The following is a 24,286-nucleotide window of genomic DNA, read 5'->3' as shown; positions in this document are numbered from 1 at the left end:
GAACTTGGTGAATATAGGATAGGGTATACTATTTCTCACCTGCTAATTTTAGCCATACAACTTATAACCGCGCATCATGAAACGCAAGGCTTGTATCATTTTCATCTCCCTAATATTCTTTCAAACATTAACCGCCCAGCAGGTATTTCAACCTACCTGGGAATCGCTGAAGCAGTATAGTACCCCGGACTGGTTCCAGGATGCCAAATTCGGAATCTTCATCCACTGGGGAGTATATTCAGTACCGGCATTTGAGAACGAGTGGTATCCCAGGAGCATGTACCAGCAAGGCTCCGCCGCCTTTAAGCATCACCGTGAAAAATACGGTGACCATAAAACATTCGGCTACAAGGATTTCATTCCCATGTTCAAAGCTGAAAAATTCAATGCCGAGGAATGGCTGACCCTGTTCAAAAACGCAGGGGCTAAATATATAGTTCCTGTTGCCGAACACCACGATGGATTTGCCATGTACAATACTGCCTTGTCAAAATGGAATGCTTCGGTGATGGGACCAAAAAGGGATATTATTGGCGAACTTGCAACGGCAACAAATAAAGCAGGTCTCGTATTTGGTGTTTCTTCCCACCGCATCGAACACTGGTGGTTCATGAATGGCGGACGCAAATTTGAATCGGATGTCCTCAATCCTGAGTTCCAGGATTTTTATGGTCCCGCTCATGAAGAAAATGAAACCATGAGCCCCGAATTCATGAACGACTGGCTGCTCAGGTGCACAGAATTAACAGACAAGTACCACCCGCAATTGTTCTGGTTCGACTGGTGGATCGAGCAACCCGCGCTTGAGCCTTATCGTAAAAGTTTTGCTGCATACTATTATAATAAAGCAAGGGAATGGGGAAAGGGAGTGGTCATCAACAATAAGTATGAAAAGGCATACCCGGAGGGAACGACAGTACTGGACATAGAACGCGGCAAACTGGCCGATATCCGGAAACTGCCATGGCAAACAGACGATGCAGCAAGCTATAAATCGTGGGGTTATATTCCTGAAGATTCCTTCAAGTCAGTTAAATACCTTGTAAATAACCTGGTTGACATTGTCAGCAAGAATGGATGCCTGCTGCTGAATATCGGACCGCGGCCCGATGGCAGCATTCCCGAAGAAGCAAAGGATCGGTTACTGGGTATTGGCAAGTGGCTGCAGGTAAATGGCGAAGCGATCTATGGAACCAGGCCATGGAAAATTTTTGGTGAAGGCCCTACGCAGGTTGCGGGTGGCGCCTTCAGTGATGCAAAGGATAAACCATTTACAGCAGAAGATATACGCTTCACTGTTAAAGGTGAATTCCTCTACGCCATCTCGCTTGATGTACCAATGAAGGATCTAAAGATCCGGGCTTTGGGATCTTCCTCCCTGAACAGGAAGATTGAAACTGTTGAACTGCTCGGCTCAAACGAAAAAATTAAATGGACGCAAAACAATGATGGCCTCTTAATCAGGCCGGTTAAAAATTACCCGGCAGAAAATGCGGTAGTGTATAAACTGAAACTGAATTAAAGCGTAACCTTCTTCCCGGTTTTCGCCGCCAAATAAATGGCATCGATGATCTTCAGGTCCTTCAATCCTTCTTCACCATCAACAGGAACAACAGGCTGCTTGCCATTGAGAATGATCTCTGCCATTTCATCCATCTGCACAGTCTGGTGGGTGACGTGAAGGAAGCTCAGTTCACCTTTGTGGGTGCGGCCACGGATCGGGCCATATCCTGTTGAAGGATTCAATTCGGCATAGCCCTTCTCTCCTGTCAGGAAAAAGCGATCGAGGAAGTTCATCGAATAGGTGCTCAGGCAGGATGCCACGGCACCACTGGGAAAGCCCAGCTGGAACTGGATGGTTTCATCAACGCCCTCGGCGAACTTCACTTTGTCTGTCTTTGTTTCCTGGGCAGTAACCCAAACCGGTTCCTCACCGGTCATATAACGGCTACCATTGACCGAATAGATGCCGATATCCATCATCGCGCCACCGCCCGCGAGTTGCTTGTTCAGTCGCCATTGCTTCGGATCGCCGATCACGAAACCACTGAGGCCCTGGAAGAACATAACCTTGCCGAACTCACCGGCATTGCGCATGCGAATAATTTCAAGCGTCTTCGGTTCGAAGTGGATCCTATAGCCCACCAGCAATTTCACACCGGCTTTCTTACAAGCGTCAATCATTTCCTGGCCTTCTTTCGCGTTGATGGCCATCGGCTTTTCGCAGATCACATGCTTCCCTGCTTTCGCTGCCCTGATCACATGGTCTTTATGCAGGCCGTTCGGCGTGATCACGTACACCGCGTCAATGTCCTTGTTATTAACCATCTCGTCGAAGTTCTGGTAGTTGTAGCAGTTCTTGACCGGGATGCGATAGCGAGTCTGCCAGGCGCTGACCTTTGACGGCGTACCACTCACCACGCCCACCAGTTGTGCCTTCTTGCAGGCACGCATGGCTTCGGCTACCATGGTACCATAACCGCCGAGGCCCATGATGGCTACGCGAAGCATGGGGCCCTGGTAAGGTTCAGCTTCAGACACTTGTGTTTCGAGCGGCTCTGTTGCCGGATTTTCGGGTTGCGCTCCCGCGAGACCCTCCAACGGTAACAAAGGCATGGCCATCACCGATGCAGTTAGCTTATGCAGGAATTTGCGTCTTGAACTCATGGTTAGTGATTGATCCATTAAGTTAAGGAGAATGCGGCTTCTTTCCCTGACAATTCAAACACTACAATCAGCATTTCGGCGAAATTCCGGAACGCTATAACTCTCCTGCGGGTCATACCAGTATAAATTCATGCATATGCGAACTTCCGTTTTTGCGTTCCTGTTAATGGCGTTATTCTCCTGCAGGAAAGACGACGATAAACCTGCTGACAACTCCCCGGCAACCAGCGGTAAATGGATCCGCGGCATCTTCGACCTCAGTAGTTTCTGGACCTATGGCGGCGAGTCAATAATTCCAGGCTCTTATTCAACCGATGGATTGGTGATTCACGACGACGGAACCCTGGAATGGTTTACCGTGTTCTTCCCCACCGACCCACGCCAGGGTTGCAACCCGCAAAAGCTGATGTATAAAAAAGGAAATATCACCTTCAGTGACAACACCCAGCGGTTCACCATGACCTTCACGGAAGGCCGCTACCGCGAATTTTACCAGGACTGCCCGGGCAAGACCAACCACGAGGAAATCCTGGCGAGCACCGAGCTCGCAAATATGAGCCTGTCCGGTTATTGGAAGATAGAATCAAGCCAGGGCAGGAAGCTCCTGGGTATTGCGTATGCTTCTGCAAGCGGGCCGTATTTATATTTGGAAGAAGGCAATTGGTGAAAAATTCCACTGGAAAATAAATTACCCGACAGCTTAATAGAACCCACCTGCCGCCACTATTTTTTCACCAGTGATCCATGCGCCCGCATCTGATACCAGGAATACTACCACTTTTGCAATATCATCCGGTTGACCAACCCTGCCTAACGGAATAGATGCAATCGTTGTTTTTTCGGCCTCGCTGCCAAAGAGTCCCAAAGCATGGATTCCCTCGGTTTCAGTTGTTCCGGGAGCAACCGCATTCACCCGGATCTTTCTTGCAGCAAGTTCCAGCGCAACTGCCCGGGTGAGGGAATTGACCGCCGCCTTAGTTGAAGAATACAGTCCGAAATTAGGAGTCGGCCGGTCACCGGAAACAGAAGTTATATTGACAATATTGCCTCCATCCTTCGGAAAGTGGCGAAGCGCTTCCTGGATCATCAGGATCTGCCCGAAAACATTCACGTTAAACTCGCGTACAAATTGTTCCTCTGTTATTGACTCAACAGGCCCGGCCTTAAAGATCCCTGCATTGTTAACGATGATATTTACCTTGCCAAAAGCATCTATAGTTTTATTGAACAGGGTGGAAACGTCAGATTGTTTTCCAACGTTTGCCTGCACCGCAATTGCCTTTCCTCCCTTTGATTCGATTTCATAAACCACACGATCAGCATCCTCTTTATTGCTGGAATAATTGACTGTTACCTTAACGCCTTCGGCTGCCAATGCTTTGGCAATGCCCGCACCAATTCCCTTTGATGCGCCCGTTACTATCGCAACCTTATCTTTTATATTTAGTTCCATGGTAAGCAATATTTGATGATAAGATTAAATCCCTATTTCGTAAGCTACTCCAATTAAACCCGCACTTCATCAGTCGTTGCAATAAAATATATATTTGCAACAACTTGAAAACTTCAGCAGCAGCGGAACACATCGTTGAGGCCAGGTGCGAAAGTATATTTGGAAACCGCTATCAAACAGCCCTACCTTACTTTGCTTTAATCTTCCTAAGAACTTAGAGTCTTCAATTAAAACTGCTGTCCTGAACAGCATATTGCTTTCTCCCTTTTTACCAATTTTAAAGTTTAATTCAAAGACCCATCTGACTGACTTGCAGTATTGTGGCCAGGCTGTTCCAGGCTACACTATCGTTATGCCACCTAAGGAAACTATCCAAAAACTTTAAAACTTAAGCAATGAAAACAGATGGAACAACGGTTGATGCACCTGGCCTAAAAGCAAAAGCCAGCGGTGCAAAGGACGGGGCTATTCGCCCTTTCAAATTTCATGCTACGCAGGCAGACCTCGATGATCTGAAACGCCGCATTATAGCTACACGATGGCCCGAAAAAGAAACTGTCGACGATCAGACCCAGGGCACTCCGCTGGCCACGATGAAGGCACTCGCGGAATATTGGGCAACGAAATATGATTGGCGTAAGGTCGAAGCAAAGCTGGATGCGCTGCCACAGTTTATGACAGAAATCGATGGACTGGACATTCATTTTATTCACCTTCGTTCTAAACATGAAAATGCAAAGCCCATCATTATTACGCACGGATGGCCCGGTTCGATCATTGAGCAACTGAAGATCATTGGTCCGCTCTCAGATCCAACTGCCCATGGTGGAATGGCTGAAGATGCATTTCATGTAGTGATACCGTCGATACCTGGCTATGGATTTTCCGGGAAGCCGGATACCACCGGTTGGGGCCCTAATCGTATTGCAAAAGCTTGGGTAACACTGATGAAGCGTCTCGGGTACGAGAAATTCTTTGCGCAAGGCGGCGACTGGGGTGGACTCATCACCGATGTCATGTCTGTACAGTCACCCGAAAACGTTTTGGGCATGGCCACCAATTTCCCATGCACAGTTCCGCCTGAAATCAACAACGCGGCTTTTGGTGGTGCACCTGCACCAGCAGGACTCTCAGCTGATGAAACCAGGGCTTACGATCAATTGTCCTTTTCTTATAAGCATGTTGCCTATGCCCTGATTATGGGATCACGTCCGCAAACCTTGCTCGCAACTGCGGATTCGCCGGTAGGCCTGGCAACCATGTTTCTTGACCACGACCAGCTAAGCCTGGCACTCATTTCGCGCGCGTTTGCAGGGAAGCAGGAAGGACTTACACGCGATGATGTTCTTGACAACATTACACTAACCTGGTTGACGAATACTGCAGTTTCTGCCTACCGAATTTATTGGGAGAATAAGCATCCTTTTGTAAGTCCGTTTGGTGTCACTGTCCCCGTTGTCGTGAGTGCTTTTCCCGACGAACTCTACCAGGCTCCCCGAAGCTGGGCCGAGAAAGCATATCCCAATATGGTCTATTACAAGAAACACAATAAAGGCGGGCACTTCGCTGCCTGGGAACAGCCCGAACTCCTGGTTGAAGATATCCGCGAAGGGTTCAGATCAATAAAAAATTAAACTATGAAAACAGATGAAACAACTGCTGTAGCACCTGGAATGAAAGGCAAAGCAGGCAGTGTCTCCAACGAAGCCGTCCGCCCCTTCCAGTATCATGCATCGCAGGAAGATCTTGATGATCTGAAACGCCGCATATTGGCTACCAGGTGGCCACAAAAAGAAACTGTCAACGATCAATCCCAGGGCCCTCGTTTAGCCACACTGAAGGCTCTGGCGGACTATTGGGGAAACAAGTATGACTGGCGTAAAGTGGAAGCAAAGCTCGATGCATGGCCGCAGTTTATAACAGAAATTGATGGACTGGACATTCATTTTATCCATGTCCGCTCGAAACATGAAAATGCAAAGCCTATTATTGTTACACACGGATGGCCGGGTTCCATCATTGAGCAACTGAAGATCATTGGTCCGCTCACTGATCCTACTGCACATGGTGGAAAAGCTGAAGATGCTTTTCATGTTGTCATCCCATCAATACCCGGCTATGGATTTTCCGGGAAGCCGACCACTACAGGTTGGGGACCCGCACGCATTGCAGCTGCGTTCGTAACACTGATGAAGCGTCTTGGCTACGAAAAGTTTTTCGCCCAAGGTGGTGATTGGGGTGCACTCATCACCGACCTGATGGCTGTACAGTCGCCAGAAAATGTACTTGGCATGGCTACAAATTTTCCGATCGGAACTCCTGCGGAACTGGAAAAGGCAGCTTTTGGCGGAGCGTCTGCACCGCCGAACCTCACTGCCGAGGAAAAAATAGCGTACGACGAACTAAAAACTTTTACCAGCACTTTTCCTTTGCAGATTTTATTTTCCATTCATCCGCAGAGCATGCTCGGAACGGCTGATTCGCCCATCAGTCTCGCCACGATGTTTCTTAATCACGACCAGCCGAGTATGGCAATGATCTCCCGGATCTTTGCCGGGCAGACTGAAGGACTTACAAAGGACGACATCCTCGACAACATTACGCTTACCTGGCTGACGAACACGGCCATTTCAGGATGTCAAATCTATTGGGAGAATAAATATGATTTTTTCAGTGCACAAGGGGTGAAAGTCCCGGTTGTCGTGAGCGCTTTTCCTGACGAAGTCTTTCATGCTCCGAAGCATTGGGTAGAGCAGGCATATCCCAAAATGGTCTATTACAAGAAACATAACATGGGTGGACACTTTGCAGCATGGGAGCAACCCGCGCTGCTGGTGCAGGATCTGCGGGAAGGGTTCAGATCACTGCGTTGAATTTGTTGTGTGCCTATTTCTGAAATCACGTAAACGGACGCTTTTAATGCAGCGTCCGTTATTTCTGACAATAAACCCGGGACTGCTCAATTGGATATTTTTTGTCAAGATCAATATCGTTGAAGCTGTTTCTCGAACCCCAGCTAAATAACTTTTCAAAAAAAGGAAGAAGTTTCTTGTTTTTAATTTTTCCCAGGAAGTAGATTTCGTGCTCCTTTTCCTTAATTCCCATCTCATACAATACTTCATTATGTTAAAAAAGAAAGTTTTCGGAAAGAAGGCGTGCGTCAGCCCTGCTTACTTTTCTTAAAATGTATCTGAAAACCTGCTTTGAACTGCAGGCTGTTGGATTTATAGTCATACCCAACACCACTGTAATGGACATAGGCAAGCATTAATTCAAGCGCGATATTCTGATTTAAAAAAATGGCTGGACCGGCTGCAGCGGTTGCGGACCATGCCTTACTAACATGGTCGGTCGAGTTGTTTGTCCATATACTGTACATACCACCTGCATCAGCAAATATATTGATCCGCTTTTGAGCAGGAAGAAAATAGTAACGCACAAAAGGGCCAAAGCTCCAGTTTGTTTGCCGTAATTTTCCCTCTGGACGGTTATCATTGAGTGGATATTTCTCTACGGAATTCAGAAGTGAAACCCTGCCACCCAGGGCAAGTTTATCCCAGAAGAAATAGCCATTATTCAGGCCAACCTGCAACGAATTTCCTTTGCTAAATACGGTGCCATCGGAACTGGATTCAGACCTGCTATAGGTAGCATCACCTCCTAAAAGCCAGGTCCTTTTTTCCAACTGTGCAAAGGAAACATTCAAAGAAAGGACAAAGCAGACGAGTAGAAGTATTCTCATAAAAAAGGTTTAGTTGAATATGAAAATAGCTACCGGCTGCAAAAATTCAGAGTCCAGGCCTGTCAATTCTGTGTTAATGTAGAACTGATGAAGCCAGACATTATTCTACTACCAACTCATCCACAAACAACCATCCCGCCTGCCCTTCGCCAGGGTGGCCCTTGGGACACAGACCTGCATTGGCGGCAGTCACCCGGACGTATCGGAATTTCCGTTGGTCGAACCGGGCGCTGAAATCCTGGAATTGTGGCGCACGATCACTAATGGGCACAGAATTAGCAACCGTAGTGATCTCACTGAAATTATTTCCATCAACAGACGCTTCAAACTTCACCCACTTCGGATAGAAGATCCATTGGTCATAGTTCTGAAGGCAACCGAGCGACATAGTGCCAGCGGTAATTTCCCTGCCTAAATCGATGGTCGCAACCATGTCATTGCCACTGAAGGCATGCCACTGCTTGCCGATATTCTTCGTTCCCCTGAGACCGTCAGTCAAAGTGTTCGTACCATTAGCCTGGTAATAGCGGCTGTTCGGGGTCGCATACTGCACCGCATGGCCTGTTGCTTTATTGAAAGTGAACGATTGCTCTGCGGGCTTCGCCTTTACCATGCTGTTATCAAGAGCAAGGCCGGCTTTCAGGTTCATGGACCTGTTTACCTCAAATGGCTTTTCATAGCGCAGGCTGCCGGTATTGGGATCAGTACCGTCGATCGTATAATAGATCACTGCATCTTCATGTTCAGCTTCAAGTTTCACAAATAATTTCCCGTCGATAACCAGGGGCAGGATATCCACCTTGAAATTTCCCTTGGAATAATGCAGTCCACGCTGCTCAAAACCTACCATGTGCTGCCGCAACCTTTGCTGGAATTGTTTCCAGTCGCGCGCTTCTTTCGGGCTCCACAACACTTCTGATAACGCCAGCATCCGTGGAAGCACCATGTATTCCACATGCTCATAAGTGGTCACGTATTCGGTCCACAGGTTCGCCTGTGCGCCCAATACGTGCTTTGCATGTTCAGCACCCAGCTCAGCCGGTATGGGTTCGTAGCTATATACTTTTTTGAGCGTATTGAATCCGCCGATCGCAGGCGGTTCGGTTTCCGGATCACCCTGGTAGTGATCGAAATAACATGGCGAACCCGGCGACATCACCACATCATGGTTCATTTGTGCCGCCTTGATACCACCAGCTTCACCGCGCCAGCTCATTACAGTAGCCTGTGGTGCCAGTCCGCCTTCAAGAATTTCATCCCACCCGAGGAGCTTCCGGCCTTTTGATGCCAGGTATTTCTCCATCCGCCGGATGAAATAGCTCTGCAATTCTTCTTCATCTTTAAGTCCTTCCGCCTTCTTTCGGGACTGGCATTTCGCACACTCTTTCCAGCTAGTCTTGTCGACCTCATCACCGCCCACATGGATATAGGTGGAGGGAAAAAGGTTGATGACTTCCGAGAGGATGTTCTGCAGAAAAACAAAAGCGCTGTCGTTTCCGGCGCAGTAATTACTCTGTACTGTACGGGCATAAAAATTTCCGGTCTGACCGAAATGACTCTTAGGCGTACAGGAGAATTCCGGGTATGCTGCCAGTGCCGCTTCAGAATGACCTGGCATTTCAATTTCGGGCACTATTGTGATGTGCCGGGCTTTAGCGTATGCGACAATCTCCCTGACCTGTTCCTGTGTATAATAGCCGCCGTAAGTAGCTTTTGACCTGTCGGCATTGAATTCCACATCTGCCCAGTTCCAGGGCTTTCCCCAATCGTCGACACGCCATGCCGCCAGGTCTGTGAGGCGCGGATATTTTTTGATCTCGAGTCTCCAACCGGCGCCATCAACAAGGTGCCAGTGAAACACATTCATTTTGTAGGTCGCCAGTAAATCTATGAACTCCTTTACCAGCTCAGGGGCAAAGAAATGACGGCTCACATCCAGCATCATTCCGCGCCATTTGAATCTTGGCGTATCCACAATCTCCATGCAGGGAACCTGCAGAACCTGGTTGGTCCGGATCGCAGGCAATGTCTGCAGTATTGACTGCACGCCATAGAACAAGCCCTGGGTGCGTTTAGCTGTGATCGTTATGGCATCCCGCGTTACTGCAACCCGGTATCCTTCCTCACTACCCGTGATTGCAGGATCAAGCACGAATGCTACATACCTGCCATTGACGGGTGCCTTTGCCATTTGCAGCGTTGTACCGGAGAGTTGTTTAATGTAATTGCTGAAATACCTGGCCACGTCATGGACCTGCTTATCATTAGTGTTCAGCTTCAGCGATACATGCTTATCCAAAAGAAAACTGCCCTCCTTTACTGCCAGGCTTACTGGCTGCGGGATAATGTGAACTGGTTGTTGTGCCAGCGTAACCATTTTGAACACAAGCATTTGTATCGCGACAAGAAGCACTCTCATTTTATCAATTTTATAATTCAGTCGATCCGGCAACGAATATATTGCCCGGCAGTACATCAATACCTTTCAATTTTGCCAAATTCCAATGAAAAATTCGCCGGAACTCCCGCCACCCCTGCGTCCATAAGTACAACTACGTAGATCCAAAATTCAGTGGAAATGCGAAAAGAGAGACCGAACCCACGCCGTTCCTTTGCACCCGTAATACACAACCGAATACCAGTAATCATTAAACCTTCAAATACAATGAAACATCTCTTTACAGTATTATGCCTGGTGTTGTCCTTATCCTGCAGTAAATCCGACAAGGATGATGAACCTGCTATGCAAACACCTTCGTCGCCGGTTCCCGAATCGCTGCGGACAGGCACCTGGTTCACGGGTACGCTGTCGCCGATCTCCTACTACGACCGCGATGGACACCATGTCGGCCGCGAATATGAAGCGGGCCGCGAATTCACGTTCGACAACAATAACGGCAAAGGCAAGATGAAGTTCTGGCAATATATCGGCCTGCGTACCAGTTCTTCATGTACAACCGAACACTATACCTATAAGGAAGGCACGATAGTATTCGACGGTGAAATTTTCACATTCTATCCCGTGACCGGGAATTTCAAAACCGTGAAGGCCGGTTGCTCCACCGGTAACGGTACCACACCGCGTGTGGCGGAGGGCGACGACCTTGAACCCTTTTCCTTTCGTTGGGAGATCAAAATACTGCAGGGTGTTCCCCATTTGTACACCTACGAGGTAGATGATGTTGCTCACGAAAAGCCGGTTTTCGTTTATGAACAGGTAAAATGAGTTGTAGCGGCTCTGATCCCGTCGTAGCGTTTGCGGCGGGATCTTACCTGCGGCTCTTCCTCATGTCATTCAAACGCGCTTAGCATTCTTTGGTACTTTTCCATTTTGGAATTCTTCTCTTTGTGTTTTGTCACCCAAGTCCATTTTGAATTTTTGCCATTGTCCCAATAGATTTCTTGTCGCACAATATCTTATTTCATTGATTTATTTCGTATCACTTTATTGCTACTCCTGAGTTATCTACTTTCTCATTTGCAGTATTTGTTGAAATTGATAAATTTGGAATATATTTTTTTGCAATGAGGTTTATTAAAATCTAAAAGTGGACATTATGAAGACCTCCCTCATTTTATTGGTTATTGTTTGCGCTTTGTCATGTGGCGTCGCTGGAGATGCGGCAAAATCTACTGACCAGGCAAACATACAAGGAGAATGGTTGGCGCAATCAGAAAGTCAAAACGGCGTCAAATGGACTGTGTCTTACGTGTATGTCTTCAGAAAAGATAAACTTACCTTCAGAGATGAGACTGGGAAGGAGATGAAGTATTTGTTCAAGTTGGAAACTACCGGAAACCTCAAGTTGATTACTCTTCAACCAGAGGAAACGCTTGCTAATTCGACGCCTGTCAGCATTGCCTATGAGTTGGACGGAGATTCGCTGACGATCGTAATCGCACCGCCTGGTTTACGCCCCACAGAAATATCAGACAAAAACGATCAGGAGTTGATTATCTGCAAGCGAAAGGGTTCATGAAAACAATATTATTTACCCCAATTCATGTTTGGCTTATCACCCAGGACCAGTTCCATTGAACCTCCATTCGCAAATACTTCGAACGGAAACTCATAGCTGGTCCATTTTTTTCCATTGATGCGTGCCGATTGGATATAGGTATTGTCCTTTCCCGTTGGACAGGTCGTTTTGATAGTGAACTTTTTCTGACCAGGAAGATGGAATACTATCTTATCAAATACCGGGGAAGTGATTTCAAGCGTAGGATCAGGATCTGCCAATCCCTGCACATCGAACAATCCAACGGCCATGAGTACACTAAGTGCTCCCATCTGCCCCTGGTCTTCATCACCCCTGTAACCCACAGCTGCAGTAGTATCACTGAACGTGGCATCTTTTACCTGTCGTACCCAATACTGTGTTTTCCAGGGACTGCCGGCATGACTGAATAAATGTGCCAGCTGACAGCCGGGCTGGTTGTCGTAATCTACACGGGCAGACCAATGCTCTCCGTGTTCGGCCGCGAAACCCGTACCGGTAGCACTTTTGAAAGCATCTTCCAGCCTGTTGGTAAAAGCTGCCGAGCCTCCCATCGCCTTCACCAGGCCATTAACATCCTGCGGAACATAATAACTGTAGATCGCTGAATTGGATTCAATAAAGCCCGGAGTCGCATGACCACCGGAGGTTGAGGTACCAACCGGTTCAAAGGGCGAAAACCAGGCACCTGCTGAGTCCTTTGGCCGCATCCAGCCAGTGGTAGCATCGTAAATATTTTTCCAGTTCCCGGATCGTTGCATGAATTGTTGCCACTCCTCTTTGGATTTACCCAACTTTTTTGCCATACCCGCCAGGCACCAGTCCTGGTACGCATATTCCAGCGTCATCGCAGCACCACCACGGTGGAATCCCCCGCCGCGGTTCCTGATCTCAAGAGGCACATAACCATGCCTGATATAAAGGTCTATTCCGCCGCCCGCGGGATTGGGACCTTCTTCATAACCCGCCCTGTCCCGAACGCCACCCGGGAAAGCATTTTTCAGTGAACCACGATATGCAAGTTCTTTATCAAAGGTCGCCCGGCCGGTGTTCACCAGCGCGGCCAACAATGGTACTGTTTGATCGCCCACCATCACATGCGCCCAGTTACCGCCCCATGAATCGCGGGCCAGCAATCCGCTGTTCCGGTAAAACGAAAGAAAGGTCTCTGCCACAGTGTTCCCATACTCCGGGTATACCAACGCCCATAAAATATTCAGGTTCCAGTGTGTGCCCCACAGGCCATCGGTATCGAGAAAATGAAAGGGCGGTTTTCCTTCCGGCGTTAATGGGATCTGTCTTACAACAGGTGAAGGTCCACTGTTATCAAGGTATTGCCCGTTTACATCTTCCGTAAGCCTGCGACCGATGGCCGTATGCATCAGGTCCGTATAAAATTTCACCTGTTGTTTCCTGGTACCGCCACTCACTTCTATCCTGCTTAAATAACGATTCCATTCATTGCGGGCGTGGTTGACGGCTGCATCGAAATTCCAGTTTGGCAATTCCCTGTCAAGATTCATCCGGGCATTTTCCATACTTACAAAAGAGATCCCGACCTGCATCAACACCTGTTCACCCGCGGCAAGATTATCATAACTGGCATACACACCCGCTTCGCGGCCAGAGGCCGAGTCGGAGCCGACGAGCTGCTTCGCAGATGAGCCATCCGCTTTCCAGAAATGCACTGCATCAAATGGTTTGCTGAACCGCGCAACGAAATACACCGTGCAATCTTTCTTTCTGCGGAATGTCGGCGCCATAACCGAATAACCTTCCAGCTCGGTACTGTTTACCTTCCTGGCAGATCCCTGTTTCATGGTGACAGGACCGAGTGCCGCGGTAAGGTCCATAATTATGTGCGCTTCTTTCGCTGCGGGAAAAGTGTAACGATGAAAGCCTGCACGTTCTGTTGCAGTGAGCTCAGCTGTGATACCGTAATCTTCGAGCAGCAGTTTCTGGTAACCAGGCTTTGCTATTTCTCCCTTGTGTGAAAACTTCGACTTTGACGCTTCGAGGCCTTGCAAGGATTTGCATGTTCCTACTACCGGCATTACCGGGATGCCAGCTGTCTGCGCGTTATGGATATGACTGAAATTAAGAATGTAAGGATCATTATACCGGTAGCCGGAATTCCACAGGTCGCCGTGGTGTGTATCCGGGCTGAGTGACACCATTCCTAAAGGCAACGAAGCAGCTGCGAAGAAATCAAACCTTGGTTTGGCAGTGCCTGTAAGCGGGTTGGCGAGGTCGGCGGGTTTATCTGGGGACTCATCACGGTCCAAACATACAAGGGTGAATAGGAAAGCTGTCAGGCATTGAATAAACAGTTGGCACATCGTTGGTTTCGGTGTATGTGATGAAAGTGAATCAGTTCTAGACGCTTTTTAGCTTTTTGTCAGCAGCCTACAATTAATCCGGGCGGTATACAAATACTTTTTTTCTTCCTGCCAGTGACTGATCTGCGATTTGAAATTCAACCGAGATCCAATCATAGTCTTTTTTATTCTGTACCCGGTTTATAAGTATCGTCGCTGCGTCTTTTGCAAGGGAGTCGAGCCCATGATCATCCGCTGGTAGTATTTTGCCTTCATGAAGTGTAAGCATTAATTCATGACCCGGCTCATATGAGCTGGACTTTTCAGCTCTAACGGTGAAAGACACACTTGAAAATTCCCCTGTTGCACCAATTTCCTGGATTATTTCGTCATAGTCCTTGGTAAAAACAGGCTGTCTCAATTCCGGGGTAGATTGACATGCATACAGAAGGCCCAGGATTAAGGTTCCAATAATAAACGCAGGTCTTGATTTCATCATCCCGCCAAAATAAATAAAAAGGAAATAATAAGTAGAAAATACATGAGCCTCCGTTACTGATTTTCGGCTTGCTTTTGGCACCGGAGATAACACACAAGTCTATTTGGGTTATATCCCGGGTCAGATTTGTCGTCATCGGTGAAAATTAATTGAAGTGTACCAATTAAATTACGGCAAAAGGGTGAAAAGACGGTTTTTTACCCGACGGGTGGCACCCGACGGGTAAATCCTGATAATGAAAAAAGACTTGAATTCATGAAGATCGATTTGCAACCCACGTTGGAAAATGAAAGCATTATCCTGCGTCCACTACAACAGCTGGATTTTGAAACGCTTTATAATGTGGCATCCGATCCCGCCATATGGGTGCAGCATCCAAACAAAGACCGTTGGAAGAAAGAAGTATTCACCGGCTTTTTCGAGGGTGCGATGCAAAGCGGTGGGGCATTCCTGGTAATGGATAAAGCGACCGGATCTGCGATTGGCAGTACACGCTTTTATGATTACAACCCGGATGATCGCAGCATCTTTATCGGTTATACATTCTATGCAACGGCCTGTTGGGGGAAGGGCATTAACCCGATGGTCAAAGCATTAATGCTTGAGTATATTTTCAAATTTGTGGACAAGGTTCATTTTCATATTGGAGCAGAAAATATCCGGTCACAAATTGCCATCACCCGGCTGGGTGCAATAAAAATTGGCGAGCAGGAAGTCACATACTTCGGAGAAACTCCCAAGCTGAACTTTGTGTACGAGATCACAAAGGTCCCGTTATCGTCCTGAATTTACCCTGCGGTCCAGATAAGTCTTCCTTGGGTCTAAGTGTCGCAAAAGCATTTCGAGATTAGGGTATTTGATAGGTAGGAACCACGTAGGAATGTCAGCCGTCGCCCATACAGTGAACTCAGGCAAAGACTATGAAGCTTTCAGCTTTAATTCTCTATGTATAAGATGCTCTATTTTTGACAAAAAGCTAGAGACCGTTTCGCTTGAATTCATTTGTCGAAAAAGTATCATCAAAACACTTTCAAAAACTTGCATACTTATAATTTGCTGATCAGGCTGTTCAAGGGCATCAATATACTGTTTCACTGCCTCAGGCAATGAATGGAAATCATTTAAAGCTAAATACTGAAAGTATTGTTCAGCTGTTACTTGGTAAGCTTTCAATGCCCTATCAAGTGTTAAGGTGTTGTCATTCACCAGCTCTTGAATTATACTGCAACGTTCGCGGATCACATCAGCAGGATCTGAGCCGAGTAACTCCTGTCCGACGTATCCTTCGTCACCTCTATATTTCTTATTTGAAGACATGTGTAGTAAAATTACCGAATTGAGTTGTGTTTTGCAAGTCGATCGTGCCTTCCCAGTAACTATTGAGCAAAACCCGTTCCATCGCAGGCATTAATGCCCAAGCTCTAATGGGAAAGGCAAATCCGCAAGGATACCTATCATAGTAAGATTCATAAATCAGTTTGGCGTATTCAAACTCTGCATGAGATAATTGTTTCTTTGCTGAGGCAAGAATACTACTCATATGATCCTGATAATCAGCGGTAAAATGTAGTCTCGCCCAAACATATCCGCCGATGCGGGTCGCATGTACCTTGATTTTTGAAACATTCATATTGATATACTGTTGCAGCCATTTTTGCAGGATAAGCTTAACTAAACCGGCATTCCGAAAAGTTTCAGGTATTGTTAAATAGTCATGACGAACTTCAAGACGACCATTAACGTAGTAGAATGTTCGCTCCATTGCAAATCCAGATTCTGTATGATAGGGATCATTAGAGCGAAAGCAGACTTCTAACCTAACGGGGTTGGCTGAAATGATAAATCGCACCGTTCTTTCAATCGGTTGAGCAATGCCATTCAAAATTGTCTCCAGCTGAAGCGCCAATTCGAGCAAATTGAAATTGGGAGCGAAATCGTTGAATGCATCTGTAATCTTACCCGGAACTATTCCTTCAAACCGATATCCCAAATCTCGAAGTTCAATCGCATCCTGATTGCTAAATTCGTGTGTTTGTGCCAGTAATAACATATTGATGAAGCAACAATATCAAGCGACCTTGAAACCCTGGATGAGTATTATTCGCGAATGTTATTAAAGTTCTCACAGTAATTCAGTGTATACCCGTGTATATACGAGTATACACGGGTATACACGGGTATACTCGCCTCCACGAGTAGTTCGCGTGGTTTTGAAAGTAGTTGGGTGGTACCGGTGGCTATTAACGTCGGATCTTACGAAAAACCGACCGCCATCCATGTAATTTCTCTAACCGATATCGGGTTCCAGTGTCGCAGCAAGGTGCCAAGCTCATTAATGGATGCAGGGGATGTGAGAATGTAGAACTCGCTGGTATTGCGATATGGCTCGCCCTCCTGGTTATCAGTGGTGATATGAATTGCGGACCTTCCTGTCGGGTCATAAGAAAAGATCCGGATGAGCAGGTAATGATTCGTCTGATCACGAAGATTGACGCTGTTTTTGTAAGTCACCTCGCTGACGACAGTTTGAGGAAAAGACCTCAGATCTTCACCAAAGCTCCTGAACTCATCAGCATACCCATAAAACTCAATGGTGGCTGCGATGGTCGCACTTCTGGCTTCGACCTGGAATTGAACCACGTCTTCGTCATCTATTGAAAGCGCACGAAAAATGAGTTGTTGGCAAGGCACGGGAGAAAAGTAAAAATTAAAAAGGAAAAAGTGAAAAAGTTTACCAACGGTGCAAACCTGGTTATTAAGAATTCAGCCTGCTTTTTTTTGAGTGTTGACCTACTTTCGAATTCGCTTTTAGCTGTTGGATTTGAGCCAAAGCTTTCGACAAGGAGATTTCTGATTGTTGTGCGATGATAGCCTTACCCTTCAAGGAAAGCTCCTCTAATGATATTTTGAAGTTTTTTCCGGTTTTCATCCAGGTAAGATATGTATTACTCTGCCGTCCAGGCAACTTCTTTGACCAGCCTCGGGTTCCAGTGCTGCAAGAGCAGTCCGAGATTATTGACTGATGCAGGAAAAGTCAATAAGCAGAACTCAGCTTTACTGTTATAAGGCACACTTTCCAGGTTGTCTGTTTTAATCTGAATGGCAGTATGCCCGGTCCGCTCATAGCAAAACACCCGCAATTCCAGGAAATCACCGCTGGAACCAAAATTTACTTCGGCATCGATAGATTGAGGAAAAGCCTTTAGGTCTGCGCCAAAACTGTTGAATTCATCATCATTGCCATAAAATTTGATAGTCGTTGAGTTTATCTCGTTTCGGGCTTCAACCTGGTATTCGACCATGTGTTCATCGTCCCAGAGGGATCGGAAAATTATTTGCTGGACCATTTATAACCTCCCCGCCCCAACGAACCTCCGCCTGTAATAATCCTCATCCAGGTCACTGATCACCACACCTGAAGAAGTCGAAGCGTGAACGAACTTATTATTGCCGAGGTACACACCCACGTGCGACACACCACCACGGGTATTGAAGAACACCAGGTCGCCCTCCTGCAGGGAGCCCACCGGCACCTTCTGGGCGCGGTCAAACTGCTCGCGGGACGTGCGGGGAACCGAGAGGCCGTAAACGTCGGAAGTCAGGGCACACACAAAACCGGAGCAATCCACACCGCTCTTCGTGGTGCCTCCATAACGATAGCGCGTACCGTACCAGTCGTCGATGAACTGCAGTAAGGCCAGGTTCGTCAGGGCTTCCACTTCGGCGCCGATCATAATGGCGTACTTGAACTGCAGCGCGGAGGCATTCTCGATATTGCCACCCACTCCCATCCCTCCGCCGCGGGGCGACGAAAAGCGACCGGTATTGGCGGAGCCATCGGCACCAGGACCTTCTTCACCGGGCGTCACCGAAATGCCTTCTATGAATTTGGGGGAACTGTGCTTTGTACGCTTAACCGTAGGGGAAGATTCAGCCGCCGTCTTGCGCGAGCTGCCACAGGCAGTCAACACAACAACAGCAGGTAAAACATATAATAATTTCTTCAAGGATACCTTCATTTTGGGGTCGTTGGGGGTTGAAAGACTGGTCGTTATGAGGTCTGTCAACCGCGCAAAACTAAACAAAACAAATTTTATACCGCTTATATGCACACAATCGCCCCCACAAGGGGATAACTTCTCTAAACTCACCACCCCAAAAAATTGTTACTTGCAGGTCCATATGTCGAAATTCTCACACCTTCATTGTCATACCCAATACTCGCTGCTCGACGGAGCCGCGAGCATCCAGTCACTATATAAAAAGGCGGTCAAGGATAACATGCCCGCCATCGCCATCACCGACCATGGTAACATGTTCGGCGCATTCGAATTCGTGTCCGAAGCGTATAAGCATAAAGGTGAGGATGGCAAACCACTCGTGAAACCCGTTGTCGGCTGCGAATTCTATATCGTGAAAGACCGCCATCGCAAACAGTTCACGAAAGAACAAAAGGACGAACGCTACCACCAGGTACTTCTCGCCAAGAACGCGACCGGCTACCAGAACCTCATCAAACTGACTTCCCTCGGCTACGTGGAAGGCATGTACTCCAAGTACCCGCGGATCGATAAGGAACTGATCGAAAAATACCACGAAGGACTGATCGCCACCACCTGCTGCATTGGTGCCTACGTACCGCAGACCATCCTCCACGACTCCGAAGAGGATGCAGAGAAAGAATTCAAATGGTGGCTCGATATCTTCGGCGACGACTACTTCATCGAACTGCAACGCCATAACATGAAGGAACAGGAAGTGATTAACCAAACACTCCTGAAATTCGCCAAGAAATACAATGTGCCTGTCATCGCCACCAACGACAGCCACTATACCGACAAGTCAGATTCCAACGCCCACGATATCCTCCTCTGCATCAACACGGGAGAAAAACAAGCCACACCCGGCTTCGACGATTTCGTGAACGATGACGGCGCCCCGAAAAACCGGCGCTTCAAATTCCCGAACGACCAGTTCTATTTCAAGAGCTCGCAGGAAATGAAGGACCTCTTCGCCGACGTGCCCGAAGCCATCGACAATACCAATATAATTGTCGACCGCGTCGAGCTCCTCAACCTGAAGAAGGATATCCTGCTACCCGCCTTCCCCCTGCCGAAGGAATTCCAGGTTCATGGCGATTCCAACCTTAACCAGTGGGAATACCTCAAGCACCTCACTTACGAAGGCGCTGCACAACGCTACTCAGAAATAACCCCCGATATCCAGGAACGGCTCGACTTCGAGCTCTTCACCATCAAAACGATGGGATTCGCGGGTTACTTCCTGATCGTGGGTGATTTCATCAAAGCGGGTAGAGACCTCGGCGTATTCGTGGGACCCGGACGTGGATCCGCAGCCGGCTCCGCGGTGGCCTACTGTATCGGCATCACCAATATTGACCCGATCAAGTACAACCTGCTGTTCGAAAGGTTCCTGAACCCCGACCGGAAGAGCATGCCGGATATCGATACCGACTTCGACGACGACGGCCGCCAGAAAGTGATCGACTACGTTGTTAATAAATACGGCAAGAACCAGGTGGCCCAGATCGTGACCTACGGTACCATGGCCGCCAAGATGAGTATCAAGGACGTAGCCCGCGTGCTTGACCTGCCGCTCGCCGAATCGAACGCCCTCGCCAAGATGGTGCCCGATAAACCCGGCATCGAACTCGGCCGCGTACTCAAAGCTCCCCTCACCAACAAGGAAGGCGAAAAATCACTCGAGTCAAAGGAACAGCTCGGTCCCGAAGACATCGAGAACGTGAAGCGCCTGAGAGAAATTTACAATGGCTCTGACATCCGCGCCTCAGTACTGAAGGAAGCCGAACGTCTCGAAGGCTCCGTGCGCAACACGGGCATTCACGCCGCGGGTATCATCATCGCGCCGGACGACCTGATGAGCATCATCCCGGTGTGTACGGCCAAGGATTCAGATCTTCTCGTTACGCAAATTGAAGGTAGCATCATCGAAGACGCCGGCGTTATCAAGATGGACTTCCTGGGGCTCAAGACCCTCACCATCATCAAGAACGCGCTGGCAATGATCAAGGCCAACCACGGCGTTGAGATCGTGATCGACGACGTTCCCCTCGACGACGAAAAGACCTTCCAGCTGTACCAGCGCGCCGATACGATCGGGACCTTCCAGTTTGAAAGTCCGGGTATGCAGAAATACCTCCGCGACCTCAAGCCCGACCAGTTCGCCGATCTCATCGCCATGAACGCGCTGTACCGTCCCGGTCCGCTCGCCTATATCCCCAACTTCATCGACCGGAAACACGGCCGCGAAGAGATCGTATACGACGTTCCCGAAATGGCCGAATACCTGCAGGAAACCTACGGTATCACAGTGTACCAGGAACAGGTGATGTTGCTCTCCCAGAGTCTCGCGGGCTTCAGCAAGGGCGACGCCGACGTTCTCCGGAAAGCCATGGGTAAGAAGCAGAAGTCTGTCCTGGATAAAATGAAAGTGCAGTTCGTTAAGGGCGCATCAGAAAAAGGTCACCCGGCCGACAAGCTCGAAAAGATCTGGACCGACTGGGAAGCCTTCGCGCAGTACGCCTTCAACAAATCGCACTCTACCTGTTACGCCTTTGTGGCCTACCAGACGGCCTACCTGAAGGCCCACTACCCTTCCGAATACATGGCCGCGGTGCTGAATAACGCGGGCGCCATAGAAAAGATCACCTTCTTCATGGAAGAGTGTAAGCGGATGGGATTACCGGTTCTTGGCCCGGATATGAACGAATCCCAACAGGGTTTTGCGGTGAATAAGGAAGGCGCGATCCGCTTCGGGCTGGGTGGACTTAAAGGCGTGGGTGAAGCCGCGGTGGAAAGCATCATCGCCGAACGCACGAAGGACGGTCCATTTAAATCCATCTTCGACATGGTGAAAAGGATCAATCAGCGCGCGGCCAACAAGAAAACACTGGAAAGCCTGGCCTACGCGGGAGCATTCGACTGCTTCCCCGAACTGCACCGGGCGCAGTACTTCTTTATGCCGCAGGGCGACAATACGACCGGGCTGGAAAAGATCATCAAATATGGTAACGTGATCCAGGCCCAGGCAACGGGCAATACCAATACCCTGTTCGGCGACCTGCCGGCAGTGCTGGATGTGCCCATTCCGAAGATCCCAGCCTGCGACGAGTGGGGACTGACAGACCGGCTCGACAAGGAAAAGGAAGTGACGGGCATCTTCATGAGTGGTCACCCGCTCGACAATTTCAAATTCGAGATGCGCCACTACGGCATTATGCCGCTGGCCGATTTCAACGAGCTGAAGGAGAACCCGGTAATGATGGCCAGTGGGCGCAGTTACCGGCTGGCCGGACTGGTGCTCGACGGGCAGCACCGCATTACCAAAACCGGCCGCAATTTCGGGGCGCTGACCCTGGAGGACTATTCCGGCAAAACCGAGATCATGCTCTGGGGCGACGACTATATGCGCTTCAAGGACTACCTCGACAAGGGCAAGAACCTATGCCTGACGGGAAGCTTCAAGAGCCGCTTCAACAGTGATCAGTACGAGTTCAAGATAGAAAGGATCACGCTGCTGGAAACCATCAAGGCACAGCTTACGAAGCAGCTGGTGATCTACCTGGAGCCGCGGCACCTCTCCGCTCCCATGCTGAACTTTTTGGAGGGCAACCTGAAGAAGTTCCCCGGCAAAACGACGATCAGGGTGAACCTGATGGACCAGAAGACGCAGACGATAACAAGTCTTTATAGTATAGATTCGGGGGTGGAAATGAATGACGAATTGACTGCCTGGCTGCAGGAAACGCCGGAAGTGGAGGTAAAAATTGACACTAATTAACAGGTGTTAACAAATGGTGGAACATTATATATGCCATAACAACCGAATTAAACCAAGGGTCCTAAATTTGCGTTCTAATAGGTACGAAATCAAAATCAATAAAACAATAAAACATGGCTTTAGAAATCACAGATGCCAACTTCCAGACTGAGGTTATCGCATCAGACAAATTGAGTGTATTGGATTTCTGGGCAGAGTGGTGTGGACCTTGCCGCGCCATCGGTCCGGTGATCGAAGAGTTATCGAAGGAGTACAACGGAAAGGTTAAGATCGGTAAAGTAAACGTTGACAACAACCCCCAGCTTTCCATCAACTACGGCATCACCTCTATCCCCGCCATCCTGTTCATCAAGAACGGCCAGGTGGTAGACAAGCTCGTAGGTGCCCAGCCCAAGGCCAACTTCGTTAAGAAGATCGAGGCGCATATCTAATCAGACTCAACTTCCTCCCTATAAAGTGAAGGTGTCGCAAGAGCGACACCTTTTTTATTGCGCGCCACTCTGGTTAAAATGCAAGATTAATAAGTGGAAACTTGTATAACAGGTATGTACAGGGCAACCAACAAGATTAAAATTGTAAATACGGGATTTTTCCCGGTTGCATAATCCATTGCTTTATAATATATTAATCTCTTAATTCGGTTATCCCTTACCGAACGCCCCCTTATCCTTACCAAAAGTCTTTAAAAGAGAATGGTGTGATTCAGGAGGCGAAGAAACAAATCTAGCTTACTAATGAACAATATCTTTCTTGCCGCACGACAAATCGAATTTAAAAATGCCGACAGGACACCTGACAGGGTTTCAGAGCAATCTCATTACGACATACTAACAGATCTTAGTTTAAAAAAACTGTTTCCTGAAATTTATCTTGATTTGTTGCAAGGCCTGGAATCAATTGAAGAAAGAAATGAATTATCAAAAAAATTTCTAAAGATCTATCTATACGCATCCACAAAAATCAAAGATCCTCAGAAACTTTATAAATGGTTGCAAAAAGGAAACTTACCGCAGGCAATATCACAAGGCGCAGACTCTATGACCTACCTTACTCAATACGTCAAAAAAATAAACAATCTCAAAAAAAATAGAGAAAGTGAGATAGACAAAATTTTAAAGACTAGAAACAAAATGTCAATAAAAAACACGCGGAGATTGGAAGAAAGTTTGACAAAAAGTCAGGAGAAACTGGCTAATTATGAGAATCTTTTTTTGACTCAAAAAGATGTTATTGAAAATATAATATTAGAAATCGAAACTGCTCTTGGTAGCGGAAGAAAATTATGAAAGTCTATCGTGCGATCGAGTTTAGTAAACTCATTTGGATGATCTCAGATGATGCGTCCTTAAGTTGGAATACTGCCCACCGAAATCATATCTCAGGTGATCGCCTAGTTCCAAATTGGTGGATGACTGATGTGCTGTCACCATTTAAACATGAAATGATCTCTGATGTCGTCTTCAATGGACAAGATAAGTTTTTTGAGAAAAGTCTAGAATTTAACGCAATGCAGGGAGGTCGATTCAATCCTTCGAGAAGTTTTGGAGTACTATATACTTCATCTGATCCGTTAATGGCTTCCCTAGAAGTATTATATCATCAATTTATCAGCGCTTATCCTTTATACAAACGCATGAGCAGTAACCGTGATCAGTTCACCTCGTCGTTTAACATGAATATACCGCAACACCTTGAAGTGCTTATCGTCGCGTTTGAAATTGAAATTGCTGATGAATATTGCCAAAGAGAAGTAAACTGCGAAATTGAACACATAAAAGCTGATTGCAA

At 47.6% G+C, this 24,286-nt stretch carries 22 protein-coding genes; 11 read left to right on the top strand and 11 right to left on the bottom strand.

All coding sequences use genetic code 11. The features are described from left to right. Window positions 1–76: 76 nt before the first annotated feature. Entirely contained in the window at window positions 77–1,522 is a 1,446-nt protein-coding gene (locus tag OI18_RS21650) for an alpha-L-fucosidase (protein ID WP_082038083.1), read from the top strand. Here OI18_RS21650 and OI18_RS21645 read toward each other — a convergent pair. Continuing rightward, window positions 1,519–2,667 carry a Gfo/Idh/MocA family protein gene (locus OI18_RS21645; RefSeq protein WP_039143988.1) on the bottom strand — a complete coding sequence of 383 codons (1,149 nt, stop codon included), beginning with the start codon at window positions 2,665–2,667 and terminating at the stop codon, window positions 1,519–1,521. The two genes, OI18_RS21650 and OI18_RS21645, sit on opposite strands and share 4 nt — an antisense overlap. Window positions 2,668–2,803: 136 nt before the next feature. On the opposite strand from OI18_RS21645, the gene OI18_RS21640 reads away from it, so the two are divergent. Further along, window positions 2,804–3,334: a hypothetical protein gene (locus OI18_RS21640; RefSeq protein WP_152616920.1), complete on the top strand. Its 531-nt coding sequence runs from the start codon at window positions 2,804–2,806 to the stop codon at window positions 3,332–3,334. Between the two features lie 33 nt (window positions 3,335–3,367). Here OI18_RS21640 and OI18_RS21635 read toward each other — a convergent pair whose 3' ends face one another. After that, entirely contained in the window at window positions 3,368–4,120 is a 753-nt protein-coding gene (locus tag OI18_RS21635) for an SDR family NAD(P)-dependent oxidoreductase (RefSeq protein WP_039143960.1), read from the bottom strand. A gap of 395 nt (window positions 4,121–4,515) precedes the next feature. On the opposite strand from OI18_RS21635, the gene OI18_RS21630 reads away from it, so the two are divergent. Both OI18_RS21630 and OI18_RS21625 read left to right on the top strand, forming a co-directional pair. Then, the gene (locus OI18_RS21630; RefSeq protein ID WP_052273472.1) at window positions 4,516–5,754 is read left to right on the top strand and encodes an epoxide hydrolase family protein; all 1,239 of its coding nucleotides are present in this window, start codon (window positions 4,516–4,518) and stop codon (window positions 5,752–5,754) included. Between the two features lie 3 nt (window positions 5,755–5,757). Next, entirely contained in the window at window positions 5,758–6,993 is a 1,236-nt protein-coding gene (locus tag OI18_RS21625; RefSeq protein WP_039143959.1) for an epoxide hydrolase family protein, read from the top strand. A 287-nt stretch (window positions 6,994–7,280) separates the two neighbouring features. Here OI18_RS21625 and OI18_RS21620 read toward each other — a convergent pair whose 3' ends face one another. Next, window positions 7,281–7,862, bottom strand: a complete 582-nt coding sequence (locus OI18_RS21620) for an outer membrane beta-barrel protein (protein ID WP_082038082.1) — start codon at window positions 7,860–7,862, stop codon at window positions 7,281–7,283. Window positions 7,863–7,962: 100 nt separating this feature from the next. After that, the gene (locus OI18_RS21615; RefSeq protein ID WP_039143985.1) at window positions 7,963–10,281 is read right to left on the bottom strand and encodes a glycoside hydrolase family 20 protein; all 2,319 of its coding nucleotides are present in this window, start codon (window positions 10,279–10,281) and stop codon (window positions 7,963–7,965) included. Between the two features lie 246 nt (window positions 10,282–10,527). Here OI18_RS21615 and OI18_RS21610 point away from each other — a divergent pair, with 246 nt between their 5' ends. Then, entirely contained in the window at window positions 10,528–11,088 is a 561-nt protein-coding gene (locus OI18_RS21610; RefSeq protein WP_039143955.1) for a hypothetical protein, read from the top strand. 331 nt (window positions 11,089–11,419) lie between these two features. After that, window positions 11,420–11,842: a TIGR03067 domain-containing protein gene (locus OI18_RS21605; protein ID WP_039143953.1), complete on the top strand. Its 423-nt coding sequence runs from the start codon at window positions 11,420–11,422 to the stop codon at window positions 11,840–11,842. An 8-nt stretch (window positions 11,843–11,850) separates the two neighbouring features. Here the strand turns inward: OI18_RS21605 and OI18_RS21600 are convergent, their stop codons facing one another. Together OI18_RS21600 and OI18_RS21595 are read right to left on the bottom strand one after the other, a co-directional pair. After that, on the bottom strand, window positions 11,851–14,199 hold the full coding sequence (locus OI18_RS21600; RefSeq protein ID WP_039143952.1) for a GH92 family glycosyl hydrolase: 2,349 nt from the start codon (window positions 14,197–14,199) through the stop codon (window positions 11,851–11,853). A 73-nt stretch (window positions 14,200–14,272) separates the two neighbouring features. Next, a complete protein-coding gene (locus tag OI18_RS21595; protein ID WP_039143949.1) occupies window positions 14,273–14,677 on the bottom strand; it encodes a hypothetical protein in 405 nt (134 codons plus the stop codon). A gap of 255 nt (window positions 14,678–14,932) precedes the next feature. Between OI18_RS21595 and OI18_RS21590 the strand changes: the two genes are divergently transcribed. Next, entirely contained in the window at window positions 14,933–15,463 is a 531-nt protein-coding gene (locus OI18_RS21590; protein ID WP_039143947.1) for a GNAT family N-acetyltransferase, read from the top strand. A 132-nt stretch (window positions 15,464–15,595) separates the two neighbouring features. Here the strand turns inward: OI18_RS21590 and OI18_RS21585 are convergent, their stop codons facing one another. From OI18_RS21585 to OI18_RS24045, 5 genes are all read right to left on the bottom strand, one after another. After that, window positions 15,596–15,994, bottom strand: a complete 399-nt coding sequence (locus tag OI18_RS21585) for a hypothetical protein (RefSeq protein WP_039143945.1) — start codon at window positions 15,992–15,994, stop codon at window positions 15,596–15,598. Then, complete coding sequence (locus OI18_RS21580) at window positions 15,981–16,727, bottom strand: hypothetical protein (RefSeq protein ID WP_039143942.1); 747 nt, start codon at window positions 16,725–16,727, stop codon at window positions 15,981–15,983. The genes OI18_RS21585 and OI18_RS21580 overlap by 14 nt, the downstream gene beginning before the upstream one ends. Before the next feature lie 203 nt (window positions 16,728–16,930). Next, window positions 16,931–17,368 (bottom strand): hypothetical protein, encoded by a 438-nt coding sequence (locus tag OI18_RS24585; protein ID WP_152616919.1) that lies wholly within the window; start codon window positions 17,366–17,368, stop codon window positions 16,931–16,933. Between the two features lie 254 nt (window positions 17,369–17,622). Further along, window positions 17,623–18,024 (bottom strand): hypothetical protein, encoded by a 402-nt coding sequence (locus OI18_RS21570; protein WP_152616918.1) that lies wholly within the window; start codon window positions 18,022–18,024, stop codon window positions 17,623–17,625. Further along, entirely contained in the window at window positions 18,025–18,696 is a 672-nt protein-coding gene (locus OI18_RS24045; protein ID WP_082038085.1) for a C40 family peptidase, read from the bottom strand. It abuts the gene before it with no gap. Between the two features lie 34 nt (window positions 18,697–18,730). Here OI18_RS24045 and dnaE point away from each other — a divergent pair, with 34 nt between their 5' ends. The 4 genes from dnaE to OI18_RS21545 all read left to right on the top strand — a co-directional run. Then, window positions 18,731–22,498: a DNA polymerase III subunit alpha gene (gene dnaE / locus OI18_RS21560; RefSeq protein WP_240312818.1), complete on the top strand. Its 3,768-nt coding sequence runs from the start codon at window positions 18,731–18,733 to the stop codon at window positions 22,496–22,498. A gap of 113 nt (window positions 22,499–22,611) precedes the next feature. Then, window positions 22,612–22,929 (top strand): thioredoxin, encoded by a 318-nt coding sequence (trxA, locus tag OI18_RS21555; protein ID WP_039143935.1) that lies wholly within the window; start codon window positions 22,612–22,614, stop codon window positions 22,927–22,929. Window positions 22,930–23,232: 303 nt separating this feature from the next. Beyond that, a complete protein-coding gene (locus OI18_RS21550; protein WP_039143934.1) occupies window positions 23,233–23,784 on the top strand; it encodes a hypothetical protein in 552 nt (183 codons plus the stop codon). Next, window positions 23,781–24,286: RES family NAD+ phosphorylase (locus OI18_RS21545; protein ID WP_039143931.1), on the top strand; the 506-nt coding region annotated here is incomplete at its 3' end. The genes OI18_RS21550 and OI18_RS21545, both read left to right, overlap by 4 nt.

This window comes from Flavihumibacter solisilvae, from assembly GCF_000814475.1.
In the GTDB taxonomy this organism is placed as follows: domain Bacteria; phylum Bacteroidota; class Bacteroidia; order Chitinophagales; family Chitinophagaceae; genus Flavihumibacter; species Flavihumibacter solisilvae.
Note: the sequence above shows the minus strand (reverse complement) of the source record. Positions and strands in the feature narration are given on the sequence as shown.